22 protein-coding genes and 1 rRNA gene are annotated in these 19,559 nt (G+C 63.5%); 16 read left to right on the forward strand and 7 right to left on the reverse strand.

Features of this window, described 5'->3' with window-relative positions:
- Window positions 1-123: 123 nt before the first annotated feature.
- From ASC48_RS05685 to ASC48_RS05695, 3 genes are read left to right on the forward strand one after another with little or no spacing between them, the layout of a single operon-like run.
- Window positions 124-891: a heme ABC transporter permease gene (locus ASC48_RS05685; RefSeq protein WP_055454784.1), complete on the forward strand. Its 768-nt coding sequence runs from the start codon at window positions 124-126 to the stop codon at window positions 889-891.
- Window positions 892-898: 7 nt separating this feature from the next.
- Window positions 899-1,084: a heme exporter protein CcmD gene (ccmD, locus tag ASC48_RS05690; RefSeq protein ID WP_055454785.1), complete on the forward strand. Its 186-nt coding sequence runs from the start codon at window positions 899-901 to the stop codon at window positions 1,082-1,084.
- Window positions 1,081-1,698, forward strand: a complete 618-nt coding sequence (locus ASC48_RS05695) for a DsbE family thiol:disulfide interchange protein (RefSeq protein WP_055454786.1) — start codon at window positions 1,081-1,083, stop codon at window positions 1,696-1,698. Before ccmD ends, ASC48_RS05695 begins: the two co-directional genes overlap by 4 nt.
- Before the next feature lie 102 nt (window positions 1,699-1,800).
- On the opposite strand, the gene ASC48_RS05700 is transcribed toward ASC48_RS05695, so the two are convergent.
- The 4 genes from ASC48_RS05700 to ASC48_RS05715 all read right to left on the reverse strand — a co-directional run bounded on the left by ASC48_RS05700 (window position 1,801) and on the right by ASC48_RS05715 (window position 5,754).
- Complete coding sequence (locus ASC48_RS05700; protein WP_208975543.1) at window positions 1,801-3,129, reverse strand: TRAP transporter large permease; 1,329 nt, start codon at window positions 3,127-3,129, stop codon at window positions 1,801-1,803.
- 3 nt (window positions 3,130-3,132) lie between these two features.
- Entirely contained in the window at window positions 3,133-3,711 is a 579-nt protein-coding gene (locus ASC48_RS05705) for a TRAP transporter small permease subunit (RefSeq protein WP_055454861.1), read from the reverse strand.
- Between the two features lie 171 nt (window positions 3,712-3,882).
- Window positions 3,883-4,902, reverse strand: coding sequence for a TRAP transporter substrate-binding protein (locus tag ASC48_RS05710; RefSeq protein WP_244270007.1), 1,020 nt, complete (start codon window positions 4,900-4,902; stop codon window positions 3,883-3,885).
- A gap of 96 nt (window positions 4,903-4,998) precedes the next feature.
- Window positions 4,999-5,754 (reverse strand): GntR family transcriptional regulator, encoded by a 756-nt coding sequence (locus ASC48_RS05715; protein ID WP_208975545.1) that lies wholly within the window; start codon window positions 5,752-5,754, stop codon window positions 4,999-5,001.
- A 160-nt stretch (window positions 5,755-5,914) separates the two neighbouring features.
- Here ASC48_RS05715 and ASC48_RS05720 point away from each other — a divergent pair, with 160 nt between their 5' ends.
- From ASC48_RS05720 to ASC48_RS05735, 4 genes are all read left to right on the forward strand, one after another.
- Complete coding sequence (locus tag ASC48_RS05720) at window positions 5,915-7,117, forward strand: mandelate racemase/muconate lactonizing enzyme family protein (RefSeq protein ID WP_055454788.1); 1,203 nt, start codon at window positions 5,915-5,917, stop codon at window positions 7,115-7,117.
- A gap of 14 nt (window positions 7,118-7,131) precedes the next feature.
- Window positions 7,132-7,899, forward strand: coding sequence for an SDR family oxidoreductase (locus ASC48_RS05725; protein WP_055454789.1), 768 nt, complete (start codon window positions 7,132-7,134; stop codon window positions 7,897-7,899).
- A 125-nt stretch (window positions 7,900-8,024) separates the two neighbouring features.
- Window positions 8,025-8,768: a DUF1223 domain-containing protein gene (locus ASC48_RS05730; RefSeq protein WP_082439996.1), complete on the forward strand. Its 744-nt coding sequence runs from the start codon at window positions 8,025-8,027 to the stop codon at window positions 8,766-8,768.
- A 138-nt stretch (window positions 8,769-8,906) separates the two neighbouring features.
- A complete protein-coding gene (locus tag ASC48_RS05735; RefSeq protein ID WP_055454791.1) occupies window positions 8,907-9,794 on the forward strand; it encodes a cation diffusion facilitator family transporter in 888 nt (295 codons plus the stop codon).
- Window positions 9,795-9,797: 3 nt separating this feature from the next.
- Here ASC48_RS05735 and ASC48_RS05740 read toward each other — a convergent pair whose 3' ends face one another.
- Entirely contained in the window at window positions 9,798-10,409 is a 612-nt protein-coding gene (locus ASC48_RS05740) for a 2-hydroxychromene-2-carboxylate isomerase (protein ID WP_055454792.1), read from the reverse strand.
- A gap of 192 nt (window positions 10,410-10,601) precedes the next feature.
- Here ASC48_RS05740 and ASC48_RS05745 point away from each other — a divergent pair, with 192 nt between their 5' ends.
- Complete coding sequence (locus ASC48_RS05745; protein WP_055454793.1) at window positions 10,602-11,459, forward strand: phosphatase PAP2 family protein; 858 nt, start codon at window positions 10,602-10,604, stop codon at window positions 11,457-11,459.
- A 6-nt stretch (window positions 11,460-11,465) separates the two neighbouring features.
- On the opposite strand, the gene ASC48_RS05750 is transcribed toward ASC48_RS05745, so the two are convergent.
- Window positions 11,466-11,930, reverse strand: a complete 465-nt coding sequence (locus ASC48_RS05750; RefSeq protein ID WP_055454794.1) for a low molecular weight protein-tyrosine-phosphatase — start codon at window positions 11,928-11,930, stop codon at window positions 11,466-11,468.
- Between the two features lie 181 nt (window positions 11,931-12,111).
- Here ASC48_RS05750 and ASC48_RS05755 point away from each other — a divergent pair, with 181 nt between their 5' ends.
- Window positions 12,112-12,411 carry a 4a-hydroxytetrahydrobiopterin dehydratase gene (locus tag ASC48_RS05755; RefSeq protein ID WP_055454863.1) on the forward strand — a complete coding sequence of 100 codons (300 nt, stop codon included), beginning with the start codon at window positions 12,112-12,114 and terminating at the stop codon, window positions 12,409-12,411.
- Here the strand turns inward: ASC48_RS05755 and ASC48_RS05760 are convergent, their stop codons facing one another.
- Window positions 12,412-12,675: a sulfurtransferase TusA family protein gene (locus tag ASC48_RS05760; RefSeq protein ID WP_055454864.1), complete on the reverse strand. Its 264-nt coding sequence runs from the start codon at window positions 12,673-12,675 to the stop codon at window positions 12,412-12,414.
- A gap of 141 nt (window positions 12,676-12,816) precedes the next feature.
- Between ASC48_RS05760 and ASC48_RS05765 the strand changes: the two genes are divergently transcribed.
- From ASC48_RS05765 to ASC48_RS05795, 7 genes are all read left to right on the forward strand, one after another.
- A complete protein-coding gene (locus tag ASC48_RS05765; RefSeq protein WP_244270008.1) occupies window positions 12,817-13,395 on the forward strand; it encodes a DUF924 family protein in 579 nt (192 codons plus the stop codon).
- 401 nt (window positions 13,396-13,796) lie between these two features.
- The gene (locus ASC48_RS05770; protein ID WP_026355689.1) at window positions 13,797-14,135 is read left to right on the forward strand and encodes a P-II family nitrogen regulator; all 339 of its coding nucleotides are present in this window, start codon (window positions 13,797-13,799) and stop codon (window positions 14,133-14,135) included.
- 12 nt (window positions 14,136-14,147) lie between these two features.
- Complete coding sequence (locus ASC48_RS05775; protein ID WP_055454795.1) at window positions 14,148-15,524, forward strand: ammonium transporter; 1,377 nt, start codon at window positions 14,148-14,150, stop codon at window positions 15,522-15,524.
- Between the two features lie 204 nt (window positions 15,525-15,728).
- Entirely contained in the window at window positions 15,729-16,289 is a 561-nt protein-coding gene (locus tag ASC48_RS05780) for a biotin transporter BioY (RefSeq protein WP_055454796.1), read from the forward strand.
- Window positions 16,286-17,734: an AMP-binding protein gene (locus ASC48_RS05785; protein ID WP_055454797.1), complete on the forward strand. Its 1,449-nt coding sequence runs from the start codon at window positions 16,286-16,288 to the stop codon at window positions 17,732-17,734. The genes ASC48_RS05780 and ASC48_RS05785 overlap by 4 nt, the downstream gene beginning before the upstream one ends.
- Window positions 17,735-17,738: 4 nt before the next feature.
- Window positions 17,739-18,905, forward strand: a complete 1,167-nt coding sequence (locus ASC48_RS05790) for a thiolase family protein (RefSeq protein WP_055454798.1) — start codon at window positions 17,739-17,741, stop codon at window positions 18,903-18,905.
- Window positions 18,906-19,493: 588 nt separating this feature from the next.
- Window positions 19,494-19,559, forward strand: a 16S ribosomal RNA gene (locus ASC48_RS05795); the annotation flags it as partial.

Here is a 19,559-nt window from a genome sequence, read left to right on the forward strand (position 1 = left end):
TTCGTGATTGCGGTCAGATGGGGGCTTGACCCAGCGCAAGGCAATGCGAAAACCCTTGAGGCATAGAGAGCGGACCTGCGGCCTTGCATTGCAGCGGCGGGTGAGAGGGATTAGAACCATTCCATGGCACTTGTTGATCTGGCGAACCCGACCCGTTTCATGAGCCTTGCCCGGGCCATCCTGCCTTGGGCAACGGGCCTGTGTGTGCTGCTGTTTGCCATCGGGCTCTACATGACCTTCTTCGTGGCGCCGGAGGACTACCAGCAGGGCGACACGGTGCGGATCATGTATGTCCACGTGCCCGCCGCCTGGCTGTCGATGATGTGCTATTCGGTCATGGCCCTGTCTTCCCTCGGCACGCTGGTGTGGAAGCATCCGCTGGCCGATGTCTCGGCCAAGGCGGCAGCACCGCTTGGGGCTGCCTTCACCTTCATGGCGCTGATCACCGGTTCGCTCTGGGGCAAGCCGATGTGGGGTACCTATTGGGTGTGGGATGCGCGCCTGACCTCGGTACTGGTGCTCTTTATCATGTATCTGGGCCTCATGGCCCTGTGGCGGACGATGGATGACCCGATCCGGGCGGGCAAGGCGGCTGCGGTGCTGACGCTGGCCGGGGTCATCAACCTGCCCATCATCAAATTCTCCGTCGACTGGTGGAACACGCTGCACCAGCCGGCCAGCGTCATCCGCATGGACGGGCCAACGATCCACCCGGATCTGCTGTGGCCGCTGATGGTGATGGCGGCAGCCTTCACGCTGCTGTTCCTGGTGCTGCATGCCCATGCGATGATCAACGAAATCCTGCGGCGGCGGGTGCGGGCGCTGCGCATGCGCGCTGCCGCCGTGCGCCCGGCGGGCGCCAGCGCCGCAACCCCTGTCGCGGCGGAGTGAGGTGAGCATGGCTGCCTTCGACCTTGGCCCCCACGCGGGCTTTATCATTGCCTCCTTCGTCATTTGCCTTGGCGTCGTGCTCGGCCTCACCGGCTGGGTGTGGCTGGACCGGCGGCGTCTCAATTCGGATCTCAGGGCGCTGGAGGCGCAAGGGGTGCGCCGCCGCACGGCAGCAGGGACGCAGGGCCAATGAGCGCGCCGGACCAGTCTTCCGCCGCCAAGCCGGATGCAGGGGGGCGCCGCCGCATTCCTGTGTTCGCATTGCTGCCGCTGGTGGTCTTCGCCGCGCTGGCGGTGCTGTTCCTGTTCCAGATGGTCTTCGGGCGCGATCCGTCCGAACTGCCTTCGGCCCTGCTCAACAAGCCGGCCCCCCGCATGGAGCTTCCTGCGGTGGAAGGCCTGATGGACAAGGGTGTGCCCGTGCCCGGCATCGCGGCGGCTGATCTGGATGGCGGCGTGTCTGTCGTCAATGTTTTCGCCTCCTGGTGCGTGCCCTGCCGTCAGGAGCATCCGGTGCTGGAGGAAATGGCGAAGGACGGCAGGTTCCGCATGTATGGGATCAACTACAAGGACCAGCCCGAAAACGCCCGCCGTTTCCTCGGCGCGCTCGGCAACCCTTATGACAAGGTGGGCGCCGATGCCGGTGGCCGCGCGGCGATTGAGTGGGGCGTCTATGGCGTGCCGGAGACCTATGTGGTCGATGGCAAGGGCGTGATCCGCTACAAGTTCATCGGCCCGCTCTCGCCCGAAAGCTACGAGCGCGTGTTCCTGCCGCAGCTGGAACGGGTTCTGGCCGGCGGCAGCTGATTTCAGGATTTTGATCACACCAACGCCGCCCGCTGCCGGTTAGCTCGGGCGGCGTTGGTAGGTCCGCGGCGGGGGTGGGCCTGCCGCAGCATCGGGTGTTTCTCAGCGTCCGGTGATGCCGGGGAAGGCGACCAGCAGACCGACAGCCAGCATCTGCAGGGCGATGAAAGGCAGCAGCGCCCGGAAGATGATGCCCAGCGTGATGCCGGGAGGTGCCACGGACTTCAGATAGAAGGCTGCGGGACCAAAGGGCGGCGACAGGAACGAGATCTGCATGTTCATGCAGAACAGGACGCCGAACCACACCGGGTCAAGGCCGAGCGACTTGATGATCGGCACGAAGATCGGCATCGTCAGCAGGGCAATGCCGACCCAGTCGAGGAAGGCGCCGAGGACGAACAGGATTGCCATCATCACCAGAACGATGACGGTGGGATTGTCCGAGATGCCGGTGATCATGCCCGAGACGAAGTTCACCCCGCCCATCAGATTGTAGACGCCGACAATGGCGGTGGCACCGATGCCGATCCAGACGATCATGCCGACCGTGGACAGGGTCTGCATTGCCGCATCGCGCAACAGCTTGAACGAGAACTCGCCGCGCAGGATCGTGGACAGGAGCACGCCGCCGACGCCAATGGCTGAAGCTTCGGTCACGGAAGCGATGCCGCCATAGATCGAGCCCAGGACGATGAAGACGACCAGCACTGGCAGGGCCAGCCCCTTCAGCAGCCGCAGCTTTTCCGCCGCCAGAATCGGCTCCGGGTCGACCTGCGGCACCACATGGGGCGTGAAATAAGCCCGGGCCAGGATGTAGGCGACATAGAACATGGCCAGCATGAAGCCCGGCAGAAAGGCCGCGGTGAACAGCTCGCCGATGGAGACGTTGGCGGTCAGGCCATAGATGATCAGCACGATGGACGGGGGGATCATGGTGCCGAGCGAGCCGCCCGCACAGACCACGCCGATGGCCAGATTGCGGTCATAGCCCTGCCGCAGCATCTGGGGCAGGGCGATCATGCCCAGCAGCACGATCTCGCCGCCGATGATGCCGCTCATGGCGGCCAGAATCACCGAGACGAATACGGTCTGCACTGCCACGCCGCCGCGTATGCGCCCGGCAAACAGCTTCATCGCATCGAACAGGTCCCGGGCGATGCCGGAGCGGTCGAGGATGGCGGCCATCAGCACGAACATCGGCACCGAAACGAACACGAAGTTCATCACGAAGGAATAGACGCGGCTGGTGATGAGCGGGATCGACATGGGGCCGAACCAGCCGAGCGCGAAGATGAGCGCCACAAGCAGCGTCACGAAGGCCAGAGGCATGCCGGTCAGCAGCAGCACGACCATCATGATGAACATGGCCAGTGTGCCCCAGCCGATGCCGAGGGCCTGCAGGTTGAAGCTGAAATCCAGAAGTTCGGTCATGGCTCAGTCCTTCACGCTGCGGCGGGCATGGTTGACGGCGAGCACCAGGAACTGCAGCACCAAAGCGATCATCACCACCAGGATGAAGACCTTGATCAAGGCCGGGGTCGGCGGGCTCCAGGCGCTGCCGGTGGTCTCCAGCCGGATCCCGCCGGAGGGGGCCAGCACGGCGCGCTGCACCATGTGCCATGAGGCATAGGCGAAGAAACCGCTGGCAATCGCACAGGCGAGGGAAATGAGCACATCCGCCGCCCGGCGCAGGCGTGGGGACAGGAGGTCGTAGATCAGCACAACGCGGATATGGGTGTTGCGGCTTGTGCAATAGAGACCGCCGAAGACGAAGGCGATGCCGCACAGGAAGACCGTTGCCTCATGCGCCCAGATGGTGGGGCTGTTGAGCAGATAGCGCAGGAAGACTTCAAGCAGGAGAATGGCAGCTGCCAGGACAATGCCTGTTGCGAAGATGAAGCCGGAGCCGTTGATCAGGCGGCCCAGAAGGCCGGCTTCAGGCGCTGCGCCCTGTTCCGGTTCGGGTGGAAGGCCGGGGGCCTTCGCGTCAGTGTGAGTGGTGCCGTGTGTCATGTCTGTTTCCAGCGGGATGAGCCTCAGGGCTGAAGCGGCACGGGGCCGCGCCGCCTCATGACCTTGCAGACGGATGGTGCCTGTGCGGTCCAGGAGGGCGGGGCATGTGCTGTCCCGCCGCACCCCGTTTCAGGCGCCGGTTTCAGGCCACCCGTCTCAGGCAGCTCTGTCTCAGAGCAGGCCCTTCTGGGTCAGATAGCTGGTGAGGGTGTCATAGACCTTCTGCGCCATCGCAGAGCCCTTGGCGATGCGCTCCCATTCGGCCATGGCGATCTTGCGGAACTTGGCACGCTCTTCGTCCGGCCAGTTGTGGATGCTGATGGAACCGTCCGCCTTGGCTTCCTCGATCGCCTTCAGGTCGGCAGCCTTGAGGCCGTTGATCTGGGCCTGCTGGAATTCCTTCACGGTCGTTTCCAGCAAGGTCTTGATGTCGTCCGGCAGGGCGTCCCACTTGGCCTTGTTCATGGACACTTCCACGAGCGGCAGGGAGTGGAAGCCGGGATAGACCGGGTGCGGGGCAACCTTGTTGAGGCCCTGGATCTGGTTGACCGAGAACACCGAATAGTCGGCAGCGTCCACCACACCCTTGTCGATGCTGGTGAAGACTTCCGAAGCCGGCAGATTCACCGGAGCGGCGCCTGCTGCTGCGAAGACGTTGGCAATCGGGCCTTCCGGTGAGCGGACCTTGACGCCCTTGAGATCATCAACGCCATTGAGCGGAACGCGGGAGACGAAAGCCTCAAGGCCGGGCGTGGACACGCCGATGAAATGCAGGCCGTAGGAGCCAAGCAGCTCCTGCATGATTTCCTTGCCGCCGCCATTCTCGACAAAGTCGATCATCTGGGCGGGATCGGACCAGGCGCCGACCGGGTTGGCGATGAGGCCGAAAGCCGGGTCCTTGCCGGCCCAGTAGGACGAATCGCAGATCTGGCCGTCCAGAATGCCCGCCGCAACCGCGTCCAGGGTTTCATTGTATTCGACGACGGAGCCGACCGGCATCAGCTCGATCTTCACCTTGCCGCCGGACTTTTCAGCGACGAGATCGGTCCAGCCCTTCTGATATTCGAAATTCGGGTTGCCCGCCGGGTCCGAGGACTGGAACCGGAACGTGTACTCCTGCGCCATTGCGCTTGTTGCCAGCGCGAAGGCTGCCACAGCTGTCAGGGATGCCGTCTTCAAAAATCGCTTCATCATCATCATTCCGTTGATGAGCTTTTGGATGGGTATGTGCCGGAGCCCGTCAGAGCTCCTTTTGCGGCGGTTGAGAGCCGCCGTTTCCGCCTGGCGTCATGGCTGGGCGGAGAACCGGACATCGAGCAGAGCCGGGTCTATTTCCCGTTCCAGCTCGCTGATGAGGGACATGCTGAAGGCAACCAGATCACGGGAGGCCGAGCAGGCGGCATCCGTATCGCCGGCGAGGACATGATCCATAATCGCCATGTGGCGCTCCATGCTCGCGGCGAGGCCTTTCCGGCCACTGATCTGGGTGATGTGCAGATAGCCCATGCGGCGCGCGAAGGCCTGCAGCGGACTGGCGGTTCGCTCCAGAAAGCGCTCTCCCGAAGCGCGGATCAGAAGCCGGTCGAAGGACTTGTCGATGGCATTGAAGCCGTCGAGACTGAGGCTGTCGAACTCTGCCTCAACCCGCCGGCGCAGGTGGTGCAGGGCTGCCCGGTCATTGGCAGACATGTTGCGGATGGCGGTGGCGGTGACAAAGCGGTCAACGTCCCGGCGCAGCTCGGCAAGGTTACGCTCCCGGGTCAGGTCGATCGGGGCGACGCGCAGGCCGTTCCGGGGGCGGACTTCCAGCAGCGTTTCTGCGGCGAGCCGGCGCACGGCCTGATGGACGGGCGTGCGGCCCAGGCCAACCCGTTCCTGAAGGTCCTGGATCCGGATATCCGCGCCCGGAGCAATCTGCATGGCAACAAACAGCTCTTCGACCCGTTCATAGGCAAGGGACGTAAGGTCCTGAGCGCATTCAAGGCTCCAGGCAGGGGCGGCTGCCTGGTCCGTGCGGTCATCCTCTGCTTTGCCGGTCTTCATCATCATCTCTTGCCAAAAAGCTGCATCGGCCTTATGTCGGTTTGATGCTGATATTTCACATAGTATCATGATATGTCAATGAACGCCGGTTCGAATCCAGAATGTGGGCCGACCGGTGTTCTGGCGGCCGGTCAGACCGGCGCAAAAACGGGAGGCCGGTATGAAAATCACAGCACTGGAAACACTGCGGACAGAGGAATTTGCCAATGTGCTCTGGGTGCGGGTCCATACGGACCAGGGCACCATCGGTCTGGGTGAGACTTTCTATGGCGCAGCGGCTGTCGAGGCGCATATTCACGACACGCTGGCCGGGCGGCTACTGGGCCGCAATCCGCTGCAGATCGAAGCCCTGAACCGGGTCATGACGGATCTGCCGCTTGCACAGGCCTCCACCGGCGTGGAGTACCGCGCCGCATCGGCCATCGACATTGCCCTGTGGGATCTCTTCGGCAAGGTCTGCGGTCAGCCGGTGCATCAGATGCTGGGCGGCATCACCACGGACAAGCTGCGGATCTACAACACTTGCGCCGGTTATGGCTATGTGCGGACCCACAACATCCGGCCGGTCGATACCTGGAACATCGGCAGCACCAGCGAAGGCCCCTACGAGGACCTGAATGCCTTCATGACGGATGCCGGTGCCCTGGCCGAGAGCCTGCTGGAAAGCGGCATTTCGGCGATGAAGATCTGGCCTTTCGATCCGCCCGCGCAGGAAAACCGCGGCCTCTACATCAATGCCGAACAGATGCGCAAGGCGATCGAGCCTTTCGAGAAGATCCGCAAGGCCGTTGGGGACCGGATGGAGATCATGGTCGAGTTCCACTCCCTGTGGAACGTGCCAACAGCCATGAAGATTGCCCGTGCGCTGGAGCCCTATGCCCCCACCTGGTACGAAGACCCGATCCGGATGAACTCGCCGCAGGCGCTGGCCGAATATGCCGCCTCCACGACGGTGCCCGTCTGTGCCAGCGAAACGCTCGGCTCGCGCTTTCCCTACAAGGACATGCTGGAGCGCAACGCCAGCCACATCGCCATGGTGGATCTGTGCTGGACTGGCGGCATCACCGAAGGGCGCAAGATTGCCGCGCTGGCCGACACTTATCACCGGCCTTTCGCCCCGCATGACTGCACCGGTCCGGTGGCCTATATCGCCGCGATCCACACCTCCTTCAGCCAGCCGAACACGCTGATTCAGGAATCCGTGCGTGCCTTCTACACCGGCTGGTACAAGGAACTGGTGACCGAAATGCCGGTCGTGCGTGATGGCTATGTCCTGCCGATGGAGGGGCCGGGTCTTGGAACCGAGCTGCTGCCGGCCGTCTTCGAGCGGTCTGACCTGACCGTCCGCCGTTCCGTTCTGTGAGGAGTGAACCTGCGATGACCAAACCCTTGTTTGATCTCTCCGGGCAGACGGCGCTGATTTCCGGCTCGACCCGTGGCCTTGGCCTCGCGATTGCCGAGGGTCTTGCCCAGGCTGGTGCGGCGGTTGTTCTCAATGGCCGCAGTGTCCAGGCCGTTGCGGAACGGGCGGCAGAACTGCGCAGACGCGGCTTCACCGTGCATGAAGCAGCCTTTGACGTGACGCGCGAAGAAGAGGTGGTTGCCGCCTTCAAGCGGTTCGATGCAGCTGGCCTCGGCATTTCCATTCTGGTCAACAATGCCGGTATCCAGCACCGCCAGCCCATGGTGGAACTGGCGCTGGCCGACTGGCAGCGAGTAATCGACACCAACCTGACCAGTGCCTTCTTGATGGGCCGGGAGGCTGCCCGGCGGATGATCCCGCGCGGGGCGGGCAAGATCATCAACATCGGATCTCTGACCAGCGAACTCGCCCGGGCCACGGTGATTCCCTATACGGTGGCGAAGGGCGGCATCAAGATGCTGACCCGGGGCATGGCGGCGGAATGGGCAAAGCATGGCATTCAGGCCAATGCCATCGGTCCCGGTTACATGGTCACCGACATGAATGAGGCGCTGATCAACAACCCTCAGTTCGACGCCTGGGTGAAGGGCCGGACCCCTTCCGCACGCTGGGGCAATCCGGATGAACTGGCCGGAACGGCGGTCTATCTGGCCTCTTCTGCGTCCAACTACGTGAACGGTCAGATCATCTATGTCGATGGCGGCATGCTCTCCGTCCTCTGAAATCACGTTCCGCCGCAGCCCGTCTCACCGCGACGTGACTCGCGCGGCGGCGCAGAATATGTATTCTGGACGAGAGAAAGATCCGGAAGACAAGAGTGAGTTCCCCGGCCATGGGCCCTGTGCGAATGCTGATTTCACGGCTGGCGGCTGCGGTTTGCCTTGCCGTCATGGCTCTGCCGGCGGCAGCGGCTGCCAGGGATGGCAAGGCGCCGGCGGTCGTGGTGGAGCTCTTTACCAGTCAGGGCTGCTCATCCTGTCCGCCAGCCGACAAGCTGCTGCAGAATCTTTCAAAAGATGCCGGCGTCCTCGCGCTATCCCTGCCGGTCGACTACTGGGATTACCTGGGCTGGAAGGACACGCTTGCCACTCCGGAAAACTCCGAGCGCCAGCGGCTGTACTCCGCCCGCCGCGGCGACAGGTCAGTCTATACACCGCAGATCATCATCAATGGTGGCGAGCATGTGGTGGGGGGCGACGAGCCGGCGGTGAAGGCCGCGCTTGGCCGCGCGACGAAGATGACGGCCTCGGTCATGCTTCATTCAACGCCCGACATGCTGGAAGTCACCATCGACGGATCGCTGCCCGAAGGGGCGAAGATGGCGACCGTCTACCTGCTCCATGTCATGCCTTCCAAGACAGTCGAGGTCGGCCGTGGCGAGAATGAGGGGCGGCAGGTCACCTATGTCAATGTGGTGAAGCGGCTGGAAGCGGTGGGCATGTGGTCCGGCGGGCAGCTGGAGCTGAACCTGCCCCAGCATCCGATGAAAAAGGACGGAAAGCGCTGCGCGGTCATTGTCCAGCTGGAGGATGACAGCGGGCCGGGGCGCATCATCGGCGCCGCCTCCAACCTGTGGGATACGGGAATCTAGCGCTTCTCCTCGCGCTCTGCCCTTGCGTTCAGCCTGAAACATGCCTAAGGCCTTGCCCGAACGGGACGGCGCGCCAGCAAGGCCGCCGCTTCCTGACCGGGCGTGCTCAGTGCCGCGCCCTCAATCCGTGAGGTAGCCATGAGCCTGCGTCTGCGCATTGCCCTCGGCAGCGTGATTGTCGGCGCCGCCGTTCTGGGCCTGAAGTATCTGGCCTATGTGCTGACAGGATCCGTGGCGCTCTATTCGGATGCGCTGGAATCCATCGTCAACGTGGCCTCCTCCTTCGCCACCCTGCTGGCGGTCTGGTATGCGGCCAAACCGGCCGATTCCAATCACCCCTATGGCCATGACAAGGCGGAGTATTTCGCTGCAGTTCTTGTGGGCGTGATGATCGTGCTGGCGGCGCTGTCGATCTTCAATGCGGCCTGGGAAGGCTATCACGCGACAGAAATGCCTGATTACACGGTGAAGGGCCTGGCCGTGAACGGTCTTGCCAGCGTGCTCAACTGCGGCTGGGCCGTGCTGCTGATCCGTTTCGGCCGCAAGAACGGCTCCCCGGCGCTTGAGGCTGATGGCCAGCATCTGATGACGGATGTGGTAACATCCGTGGGCGTTCTCGTAGGCGTGATTCTCGTGTTTCTGACCGGCTGGCGGCAGCTGGATTCGCTGCTGGCGGGGCTTGTCGGTCTCAATGTGCTGTGGTCTGGCTGGACCCTGATGAAAGCCTCCGTCAGCGGCCTGATGGATGAAGCGGCCTCCACCGATGTGCAGGACATGCTGCGCGGGCTGATCTCCGAACACGGGGACGGGGCCATCGAGGCCCATGATCTGCGCACCCGGCTGGCGGGGCGGCTGACCTTCGTGGATTTCCATCTGGTGGTGCCGGGGGAAATGAGCGTCGATGCCGCCCATGACATCTGTGACCGGATCGAACAGGCCATCGGCAAGTCACTGCCCGGCGCCAGGGTGACGATCCATGTGGAGCCCGAGCACAAGGCCAAGCACTCGGGCATCGTGGTTCTCTGAAGGTTAGCGGGTGAGGCGCAGGGCGCATTCGACGGCATCTTCCAGCCGGTCGTTGCCCCAGTAAAGCTCCCCGTCTTCCGTCACAAAGCTGGGTGCTCCGAAAACACCGGCAGCTTCCGCTTCTGCGACCGCTGCACGCAGGCCGATCTTCACCTCTATGCTCTGGGCCTTGGCAAGCAGGGCCTTTGCATCCAGTCCCAGATCCAAGAGGATGCCGGCGAGAAGACCTTCGTCGCTGATATCGCGGCCCTCGCCAAATTCCGCCATGTAAACAGCGCGCACGAAGCTGCCGATCCAGGGTTCCAGCCGCCCGGCATGGGCGATGCGCGCCGCCATCAGGCCGTTCTGCGGAAAGGGATCGGGCACGGTCAGCGGCAGGCCCATGTCCTCGCACAGGCGCTCCACCTCGCGCCACATGTAGCGGCCCTTGGCCGGAAACAGGTTGAAGGGGGAGGTGTCCCAGCCCTGCCGGGCAAAGATGGGGCCAAGCAGAAATGGCCGCCAGACCAGATCGATGCCCCGGTCCTTGGCGACGGTCTCGATGCGCATGGCAGTGAGGTAGCTGTAGGTGGAGGCAAATTCGAACCAGAAATCGAGCCTCGGCCGTTGCTGCATGGAAAATTCCTCTTATGTCAAGGCGTTGAGATGCTGACGCATCGCGCCTTGAGATTGCTCAGGCGCCGCACGGGCTTGACCAACTCTTGATGAGGCAAGCTCATCGATAGTTGGTATGACATCTGGTCCGTTTGCGGCGCTGCCGCAGCGCAGATATTGGCCGAGCTTGAAAAAATAGGCTAGAGAGCCCGAATGACTGATCACGCTGCTCCTTCCGCCTTTTTCCGTGCCCGTACTCTCATCTGCGCCATCGTGCGCTGGTGCCGTACCCATCCGTTTGGGGCAGCCTTCACGTTCATTGGTGTGGTGTCGCTGGTGTTTCTGGCCGTGCCGGGGCTCGATCTTCTGGCCAGCGGCCTGTTCTACACGCCCGGCGAAGGCTTTACGGCAGCGTCCTCGCCCTTCCTGCAGAAGCTGCGCTATCTCGGCCCCTATCTGGTGCAGACGGTGGCCGTCATCTGCGGGTTTGTGCTGCTTCTCAAGCTGCTGCTGCCGGAGCTGCCGCCGCTGATGCCGCTGCGCAAGCCGGTGTTCCTGCTCTCCACGCTGGTGCTGGGGCCGGGCATCCTGGTCAACACCATCCTGAAGAACAACTGGGGCCGTCCGCGCCCGGTGATGGTGGAGCAGTTCGGCGGAGATCTGCCGTTCATACCGGTGTGGCTCAAGACGGACTGGTGCAGCACCAACTGTTCCTTCGTTTCGGGTGAGGGCTCTGCCAGTATGTGGCTGATGGCATTGGCGTTTGTGGTGCCGAAAAGCTGGCGCCCGGCGGTGGTGCTGACCATTCTGCCGCTGATGCTGGCGTTGTCGGTGAACCGGGTGGCCTTCGGCGGTCACTTTCTCTCCGACACGCTGCTGGCCTGGGGGCTGACCTTCCTGGTGCTCCTGTCGGTCTACTGGCTGCTCTATGTGAGGACGCCGCGCTGGGCAGGCGACGCACAGCTTGATGCCGGACTGTCTGCGGCGGGATTGCGCCTGCGCCGCGCCGTGCTGCCGCTTCTGGCTGCAATCGGCCGGGCGCTGCGGGCTTTTGTGGCGAAGTTCCGCTGAGGCGGGTCAGCCTTGCCGGCCAAGCCCCAGCTCTGCCGCCAGATTCTCAGCGCCTGTCATGACCATCCGGAATACGGTCTCGAATCCGGCCGGGCCGCCGTAATAGGGGTCGGGCACATCCATTCCCTCTGCTTCCAGAAACAGCCGTAGGCGGGCTGGGGCCTCTGCCGGGCTCAGCTTGCGCAGATTGTTGAGATTGCTGCTGTCCATGGCGAGGATGTGCTCGAAGCGGCTGAAATCGGCCTTCACCACCTGCCTTGCGCGCTGGGCGGAAATGTCGATGCCGTTGCGGGCCGCCACGGCGATGGAGCGCGGGTCCGGCGCCTCGCCCTGATGCCAGCCGCCGGTTCCGGCCGAATCGATCAGCACCCGGCTGCCCGCGCCCAGATCCTCCACGACCTTGCGGAACGCGCCTTCTGCCAGCGGTGAGCGGCAGATGTTGCCAAGGCAGACGAAGAGGACAGATGTCATGGCTGGGCTCCTGTGTGATCCAGATTTTGATGAGCCTGACAGGCCGGGATCCGGTCAAGCCCGTGCGGCGTCTGAGCCTTGGTGTGAGGTAACGCTGGCCAGAGTTGTCGTCCGGCCTATATTCGGTTGGACGCGGGAGAAAATGCCCGTGACGCGGCGGATTTCAAGACGGGAGATGCAGATGGCGGCACGTCTGACGGACGGGGAGCGCGGGAAAGCGCTGGCCCAGCTCACCGGATGGCGGCTGGTGGAGGGGCGCGACGCCATCACCCGCCGCTTTGTCTTTTCAGGTTTCGTTGAAGCTTTCGGCTTCATGGCGCAGGTGGCGCTGGCTGCCGAACGGATGAACCATCATCCGGAGTGGTCGAACGTCTACCGCACGGTGGAGGTGATCCTGTCCACCCATGATGCGGGCGGGCTGACGGCGCTGGACATTGCGCTGGCCGCGGAAATGGACCGTATCGCCGCGCGGATGACCTGATCAGACTTCGTTCTTCTGTGCACCCCGGCGGATGGTGAAGCGCAGGCTGTTTCCGGTTTTGTCCTGGGCCAGAAGCGCGTGCCCATCCTCGCTGCACATATGGGGAATGTCGATCACCGACATCGGGTCGCTTGCCTCGACCACAAGCACGGCGCCGGGTCTCAGACCCGCCAGCACCTTTCGGCTGCGCAGCACCGGCAGCGGGCACTTGAGGCCCTTCAGGTCGAGATGCTGGTCAGGTGCTGATGTGTCTGGTGCTGCCATGATGCCCTGCACGGTTTTTCGTCCGGCTTCAGCTCTTGTCCTGCCGTGAACACTGCGTCAAGCCGCAAAGGCTTGAAACACCGCCGAAAGGGCCGACATTGGAAGAGACCTGAAAGACAGCAGACGAGAAGGAAACAGCCCGTGACCAGCACATCCATCCCCGTTCCCACTCAAACGGCCGCCGCCGATCCGGTGGCCGTTCTTGATTTCTGGTGGAAGGCCGGCCGTGAAGCCTGGTTCACCCGCAGTGATGCTTTTGACGCGGATATCCGCAGCCATTTCGTGCCGCTGATGGATGATGCGGCATCGGGCGCGCTGGACCACTGGCAGGAAACGCCGCATGGCGCGCTGGCCCTGCTGCTGCTGCTCGACCAGTTCCCCCGCAATGTCTACCGGCAGGACAAGCGCGCTTTCGCAACCGATGCAAAAGCGCAGATCATCGCCACGGCCGCACTGGCCAGAGGCTTCGACAAAGCCTTTCCCAAGGATGCCCGTGCCTTCTTCTACCTGCCTTTCGAACATGCGGAGGACATGGCCCAGCAAGAGAAATCCGTCGATCTGTTCCGCCGGCTCGGGGACAAGGAGTTCTATCTCTATGCCCTCGTTCATCTCGATGTGATCCGCCGCTTTGGCCGCTTTCCGCACCGCAATCATGTGCTTGAGCGCGAGACGACGGCGGAAGAGGCCGCCTATCTGGCCGATGGCGGCTTTTCGGCCTGAAATCAGCAGACGTCTTTCTGCCTCCATCCCGAAGTTTGCGCCTCCAACAGGACGCCATCGCTGCCTTAAAAAGCGGCGGTGGCGTTTCTGTTTTTCAGTTTTGCTTATCGCATGTGCAATTTTTGAGATTTGAATAGAAAATAGGCACATCCATCGCTCTCTGGCTGCCTCCTGAACGGTCAGATACCTGACGCCTCCGCGCCTGCTCCCATGAATCTGGCGGAAATCGGGCATTTTCCTGCCTCCAGCCAAAGTTGGCACGGTCCTTGTTTAAGAGAAGGGGAAAGCCGGCCCGGCCCGCCCTCAGCGCAGGTTCCTCCTGAAGCGCAGAGGATGCGGGTCAGGTGGCCAGACCGGTCCAGTCCCGGACCGGTGACAAGCAGGGGAAACGGGTAACGAGCATGAAAATTGTGATGGCCATCATCAAGCCGTTCAAGCTCGACGAGGTGCGTGACGCCCTCACGAGCATCGGCATCCAGGGACTCACCGTCACCGAGGTCAAGGGCTACGGCCGCCAGAAGGGCCACACCGAGATCTACCGCGGCACCGAATATGCGGTGAGCTTCCTGCCGAAGCTCAAGATCGAAGTCGCTGTTTCCAGCGAGTCCGTCGACAAGGTCGTGGAAGTCATCTCCGGCGCCGCCAAGACCGGCCAGATCGGCGACGGCAAGATCTTCGTCTATTCGATCGATCAGGTGGTTCGCATCCGCACCGGCGAAACCGACACAGAAGCGCTTTGAGGGGTGAGTAACATGAAGAAGTCTTTCGCTTATGCCGCAATCGGCATGGCGGTACTCGGTCTGATGGCCGATCCGGGCCTGGCCCAGACCGCTGCACCGGCTGCAGAAGCTGCCACTGAAACCGCCGCTGCTGCCGCCGAGGCGCCGGCTTATGCCCTGGCCGCCGACACGGCCTATATCTTCAACACGCTGCTGTTCCTTCTGGGCGGCTTCCTCGTCATGTGGATGGCGGCCGGCTTTGCCATGCTGGAAGCGGGCCTCGTGCGGTCCAAGAACGTGTCGATGCAGTGCCTGAAGAACATTGCGCTCTATTCCATCGCCGGCATCCTGTTCTGGCTCACCGGCTACAACCTCATGTACACCGGCGTCGACGGCGGTTTCATGGGCTCCTTCGGCCCCTATTCCTTCGATCCGGTCGGCGGCAATGCGCTGGACACCGGTTATTCGACGGCCTCCGACTGGTTCTTCCAGATGGTTTTCGTCGCCACCGCTGCTTCGATCGTCTCCGGCACGCTGGCCGAGCGCATCAAGCTGTGGCCTTTTCTCCTCTTCACCGTTGTCCTGACCGGCCTGCTGTACCCGATCGCGGGCTCCTGGCAGTGGGGCAAGGGCTGGCTCTCAGTGATGGGCTTCTCCGACTTCGCCGGTTCCACGCTGGTGCACTCCGTCGGTGGCTGGGCGGCGCTTGCCGGTGCCATCGTCCTCGGCGCCCGCAAGGGCAAGTACACCTCCAGCGGCCAGGTCATCCCGATGCCGGGCTCGTCCATTCCGCTGGCCACCCTCGGCACGTTCATCCTGTGGCTCGGCTGGTTCGGCTTCAACGGTGCTTCGCAGCTCGCCATGGGCACGATCGGTGACGTGACCGACATCTCCCGCATCTTCGCCAATACCAACATGGCTGCTGCCGGTGGTGTGGTGGCTGCCATGGCCCTGACCCAGATCCTCTACAAGAAGGTCGACGTCACCATGGCGCTCAACGGTGCGCTGGCCGGTCTCGTGTCCATCACCGCCGAGCCGCTGAACCCGACTGTTGCACAGGCGGTCTTCATCGGTGCCGTTGGCGGCGCGCTGGTCGTCTTCGTCGTGCCGCTGCTCGACAAGCTGAAGATTGACGACGTTGTCGGTGCCATCCCGGTCCACCTCGTCTGCGGCATCTGGGGCACCCTGATCGTGCCGCTGTCCAATGCAGACACCTCTTATGGCGTCCAGCTGATCGGCATTGCCTCCTACGGCGCCTTCATCTTCGTGACCTCGCTGGTTCTGTGGATGATCCTCAAGGCCACCGTCGGCATCCGCGTCAGCCCCGAGGAAGAGGCTCTCGGCCTCGACAAGGTGGAAATCGGCGTCGAAGCCTATCCGGAGTTCGGTCAGGGCTCCCAGCGCCTCTGATCCGGACCAGCTCTCCCAGGAGCAGGCCATATGGCCAAACCTCAAGCCCGGGGTACGCGCCCCGGGCTTTTTGTGAGCGTTCCTCATCCTCCGGCATGCAATCCTCTCTTCTGCGGATTTGCAATGGCGCCGCCGCCGCATTAAAAAGCCCGTCGCCGGGTGGTGCGTGAATAAGCAGTTTTGACGGGCAGAGGAGCCAGGATCATGGCAAGCAAAGACTATGCATTGGTGCAGATCGCCTTTTATGCGGCGCTGATTGCGGTGCTGGGGCAGTTTCCGCCCTTCGCCATTCCGTTCCTGGCAGGTGTGCCCATCACTGCGCAGACCCTTGGCGTGATGCTGGCCGGTGTGATGCTGGGCTCCGTGCGCGGCGGCCTGTCCATGCTGCTCTTCCTCTTCGCCGTGGCGCTGGGCGCACCGCTTTTGGCCGGCGGGCGCGGGGGGCTTGCCGTCTTTGCCGGACCTTCCGCAGGCTTCCTCATCGGCTGGCCCATCGGCGCCTTCGTCGCGGGCTTCATCATGGAGCGCAGCCGCAATCTGCCGGTGCTTGCCGCCGCTGCCCTCTCGGCAGCTGTGGGCGGCGTTGGTGTTGTCTATCTCTTCGGCATCCCGGGCCTGATCATCCTGGCCGATCTGCCCTTCACCAAGGCCTTGGCAGGCACGGCCATTTATCTGCCGGGTGACCTCATCAAGGTCGCGATCACCGCCGTGGTGGCGCAGACGGTTGCCCGCGGCCTGCCGCGCGCCCTGCTGAGCCGGCCATGAGTTTCACCGGGGCGGCGCTGGCGCATCACGCGGCCACCCGCCCCGGCCAGACCGCACTGGTTTGCGGCGGGGCAAGTTTCACTTTCGCCGCGCTGCAAACCCGGGTCGAAGCGCTGGCTCTTCAGCTGCACCGTCGCCTGCCTGCTGTATCCTCCCGTCAGCCGCGCATTGGTATCTTTCTGGAAGATCCCTTGCAGGCGCTGATGGCCTTCTTTGCTGCAGGCCGGGCCGGGGGCATTGCCCTGATGCTCGACACCACATGGCCCGATGCCCTGCGCGATCAGATCCTCGCCGCCTCTGCGCCTGATCTTGTCCTTGATGCCGCCGGTTTTCCGGCGCTGATGGCAGAGGCGGAGGAACGGAAGGAAACGGCAGGGACGCCGCTGCCCTTTCCCGCGCCGGAAGATCTTTTCTATGCCGGCTTCACCTCCGGCTCGACGGGTGTGCCCAAGGGCTTTGCCCGCACCCACCGCTCCTGGACGGAAAGTTTCCGCCTGAGCGCTGCTGCCTTCGGCACCTCACCTCAGGACAAGGTGCTGGTCTGCGGCGGGCTGGTGCATTCGCTGCATCTTTATGCGGCGGTCGAAGGGCTTTGCGCCGGAGCGGGCGTTGAGGTCATGCCGCGTTTCCAGCCGAGGGCCGTGGCCCGCCGCCTGGCGCAAGGCGGCACCACCATGCTCTATGCGACGCCGACCCAGCTGCAGCTGATCTTGCGCGAAGTGGAGGCCGCGCCGTCCTTGCGGCTTGTCCTGTCGAGCGGCGCCAAGCTGCAACCGGAGGACCGGCAGATGCTGACCCGCCGTCTGCCCGGCGTGCGGACCTGCGAGTTCTACGGCGCCTCCGAAATGAGCTTCATCTCCCTGCAGGATGGCACGGGGCCGGAGGCGTCCGTCGGGCACCCCTTTCCCGGAGTGGAGGTGGAAATCCGCGATGGGCAGGGCCACGTTCTGCCGAGTGGCGGGGCCGGGCATTTGTGGGTGCGCAGCCCGCTGCTGTTCGACCGCTATATATGCGGCGGCGGGGAAGAAGTGCGCTGGCAGGACGGCTGGCTGACCATCGGTGACCGGGGCTGGCTTGATGAGGCGGGCTTTCTCTATCTCGCGGGCCGCGACAAGCGGATGATCAACAGCTCCGGCCTCAATATCTTTCCCGAAGAGGTGGAGAAGGTGCTGCGCGCCGTGCCCGGGGTGACGGCCGCCGCCGTCTTCGGCGCGCCGGACCGTCTGCGCGGGCAAAGACTGGCGGCCGCCATCTGGCCGGAACCGGAAGCCGCTGACCGTCTGAAGGACGGCAGCCAGCTGCGGCGCGCCGTGCTGACGGCCCTGGGCCGTGCCCGTTGTCCGCGTGCCTTTCTCCTGTTCGAGGCCTTTCCCCTGACGCCGGGCGGCAAGACGGATCTTCCGGCGCTGGAACGGGCTGTCCATGCCCGGCTGCAGACGAGGTGAGGCCATGACCGGCACAACGGCGCATGGCCCCGTGATTGTGGCTGCCCGGCGCTCGCCCGTGGCCCCGCGCGGCGGCGCCTTTGCGCGGCTGGACCTGGCGCAACTGGGCGCGCCCGTGCTGCAGGCAGCCCTCGCGGATGCCGGGCTGCCCGTGGAGGCGGTGGATGAAGTGATCCTTGGCAATGCGCTGGGCGCGGGCGGCAATCCCGCCCGGCTGGTGGCCCTGGCCGCAGGCCTGCCGCAGACCGTCAGCGCCATGACCGCCGACCGGCAATGCTGCTCCGGCCTTGACGCGGTGATCCTCGCAGCCCGCGCCATCCGGGCCGGGGAGGCGGATGTGGTCATTGCGGGCGGCGTTGAAAGTTTCTCCCGCGCGCCGGTCCGCATGCACCGCCCGCTGCAGAAGGGTGCCGTGCCTGTTGCCTATGACCGTCCGGCCTTTGCGCCGCCGCCGTTTCCGGATCCGGACCCGGCAGAGGCCGCAGCCAGGCTGGCGCTGCATATGCAGATCAGCCGTGAGGCACAGGAAGCCTATGCCCGTGCCAGCCATGCGGCCGCCTTGCGGGCTCAGGCGGCCGGAGATCTCGCAGCGGAGACGGTTCCGCTGGCAGACCTTGACGCGGATGCCTTCACCCGTCCGCTTGAGGCCAGGCTGCAGTCCCGGCTTCCGGTGCTTGCAGGCGGATACGCCTATGGGCTGACAGCATCGACCATCGCCGTGGAAGCCGATGCAGCGGCGATCCTTGTGATGATGAGCCGCAAGGAAGCTGAGCACCGGGGTTTGATGCCTCTGGCCGCAGTGGGGCAGGGCGTCATGACCGGAGGCGATCCGGCCAATCCGGCGGCGGGGGCGCATGAGGCGGCGCTGGAGCTCTTCCGCCGCACCGGCATGAGCCTTGAAGACATCTCTGTTGTGGAGCTGATGGAGGCCTTCGCCGTTCAGGCGATGGTGAGCCGCAGGGCGCTCGGCCTTGGCCTTGATGATCTGCGCGTCAATCAGCGCGGCGGGGCGCTGGCTCGTGGCCATCCCATTGGTGCATCCGGCGCCATATTGGCGGTCCGGCTCGCCCATATCCTCGCCAAGGGGCCGCGCAAGGGCATAGGACTGGCTGCGATTGCCGCCGCCGGAGGGCTCGGAACGGCCTTGCTTCTACAGTCCACACGGGCTTGAGTGCGCCTGCGAAGAATTTTCGCGGCGCGGCAAGTGCCTGTTGATAAACATTTTTCCCCGTTTCGTGGCTGATTTCTGCGGCTTTTGCGGGCTTGTAAGCCAGCTTATCCACATGGGAGCCGCAAAAATAATCAGCGGCTGCAAAAAAATCGGACAGAAGGTTGTTGACGGGGGCAGGGGAGCTGCGTATAAGCCTGTTCATCGACGGCGGCAACGTCGCTGGCGGCGGGAACGCTGTTCCCGAGACTTCCCGGCAGGGTGGCTTTTGTGGCTGAATGAGAGTTCGGCGGCGGTTTTCTGCTGGGTGATGAACGAGAGATCGTTCTGTTCTTTGACAATCAGGTATTTGAAGGAAGGGAAACGCGGCCGGCGTTGACTTTGTGCTTCGGCGGATCTGGTGACAGATTTGCCAAGAGGCAAGAGTTACGGACAGGTACGTTTCTTTTTCGGAAAAAGAAGCAAGGAAGACACATTTTGGCCGAGAGGCCTTGATGGTCTCTGTCGAGTTCTGTGTCCTGAGAAGGGTGCAGGAACTTTGAGTGCTTTATGCAGCGATTGAGAATTGGTGCCTGAGATTGAACTTTTGTTTAACCTGAGAGTTTGATCCTGGCTCAGAACGAACGCTGGCGGCAGGCTTAACACATGCAAGTCGAA

This window comes from Pannonibacter indicus, assembly GCF_001418225.1.
GTDB classification, from domain to species: Bacteria; Pseudomonadota; Alphaproteobacteria; order Rhizobiales; family Stappiaceae; genus Pannonibacter; species Pannonibacter indicus.

What these genes read in the sequence shown, in the direction of transcription:
- ASC48_RS05685 (WP_055454784.1), top strand. Translation starts at nt 124, where the DNA reads ATGGCACTTGTTGATCTGGCGAACCCGACCCGTTTCATGAGCCTTGCC.
- ccmD (WP_055454785.1), top strand. Translation starts at nt 899, where the DNA reads ATGGCTGCCTTCGACCTTGGCCCCCACGCGGGCTTTATCATTGCCTCC.
- ASC48_RS05695 (WP_055454786.1), top strand. Translation starts at nt 1,081, where the DNA reads ATGAGCGCGCCGGACCAGTCTTCCGCCGCCAAGCCGGATGCAGGGGGG.
- ASC48_RS05700 (WP_208975543.1), bottom strand. Translation starts at nt 3,129, where the DNA reads ATGACCGAACTTCTGGATTTCAGCTTCAACCTGCAGGCCCTCGGCATC.
- ASC48_RS05705 (WP_055454861.1), bottom strand. Translation starts at nt 3,711, where the DNA reads ATGACACACGGCACCACTCACACTGACGCGAAGGCCCCCGGCCTTCCA.
- ASC48_RS05710 (WP_244270007.1), bottom strand. Translation starts at nt 4,902, where the DNA reads ATGAAGCGATTTTTGAAGACGGCATCCCTGACAGCTGTGGCAGCCTTC.
- ASC48_RS05715 (WP_208975545.1), bottom strand. Translation starts at nt 5,754, where the DNA reads ATGAAGACCGGCAAAGCAGAGGATGACCGCACGGACCAGGCAGCCGCC.
- ASC48_RS05720 (WP_055454788.1), top strand. Translation starts at nt 5,915, where the DNA reads ATGAAAATCACAGCACTGGAAACACTGCGGACAGAGGAATTTGCCAAT.
- ASC48_RS05725 (WP_055454789.1), top strand. Translation starts at nt 7,132, where the DNA reads ATGACCAAACCCTTGTTTGATCTCTCCGGGCAGACGGCGCTGATTTCC.
- ASC48_RS05730 (WP_082439996.1), top strand. Translation starts at nt 8,025, where the DNA reads ATGCTGATTTCACGGCTGGCGGCTGCGGTTTGCCTTGCCGTCATGGCT.
- ASC48_RS05735 (WP_055454791.1), top strand. Translation starts at nt 8,907, where the DNA reads ATGAGCCTGCGTCTGCGCATTGCCCTCGGCAGCGTGATTGTCGGCGCC.
- ASC48_RS05740 (WP_055454792.1), bottom strand. Translation starts at nt 10,409, where the DNA reads ATGCAGCAACGGCCGAGGCTCGATTTCTGGTTCGAATTTGCCTCCACC.
- ASC48_RS05745 (WP_055454793.1), top strand. Translation starts at nt 10,602, where the DNA reads ATGACTGATCACGCTGCTCCTTCCGCCTTTTTCCGTGCCCGTACTCTC.
- ASC48_RS05750 (WP_055454794.1), bottom strand. Translation starts at nt 11,930, where the DNA reads ATGACATCTGTCCTCTTCGTCTGCCTTGGCAACATCTGCCGCTCACCG.
- ASC48_RS05755 (WP_055454863.1), top strand. Translation starts at nt 12,112, where the DNA reads ATGGCGGCACGTCTGACGGACGGGGAGCGCGGGAAAGCGCTGGCCCAG.
- ASC48_RS05760 (WP_055454864.1), bottom strand. Translation starts at nt 12,675, where the DNA reads ATGGCAGCACCAGACACATCAGCACCTGACCAGCATCTCGACCTGAAG.
- ASC48_RS05770 (WP_026355689.1), top strand. Translation starts at nt 13,797, where the DNA reads ATGAAAATTGTGATGGCCATCATCAAGCCGTTCAAGCTCGACGAGGTG.
- ASC48_RS05775 (WP_055454795.1), top strand. Translation starts at nt 14,148, where the DNA reads ATGAAGAAGTCTTTCGCTTATGCCGCAATCGGCATGGCGGTACTCGGT.
- ASC48_RS05780 (WP_055454796.1), top strand. Translation starts at nt 15,729, where the DNA reads ATGGCAAGCAAAGACTATGCATTGGTGCAGATCGCCTTTTATGCGGCG.
- ASC48_RS05785 (WP_055454797.1), top strand. Translation starts at nt 16,286, where the DNA reads ATGAGTTTCACCGGGGCGGCGCTGGCGCATCACGCGGCCACCCGCCCC.
- ASC48_RS05790 (WP_055454798.1), top strand. Translation starts at nt 17,739, where the DNA reads ATGACCGGCACAACGGCGCATGGCCCCGTGATTGTGGCTGCCCGGCGC.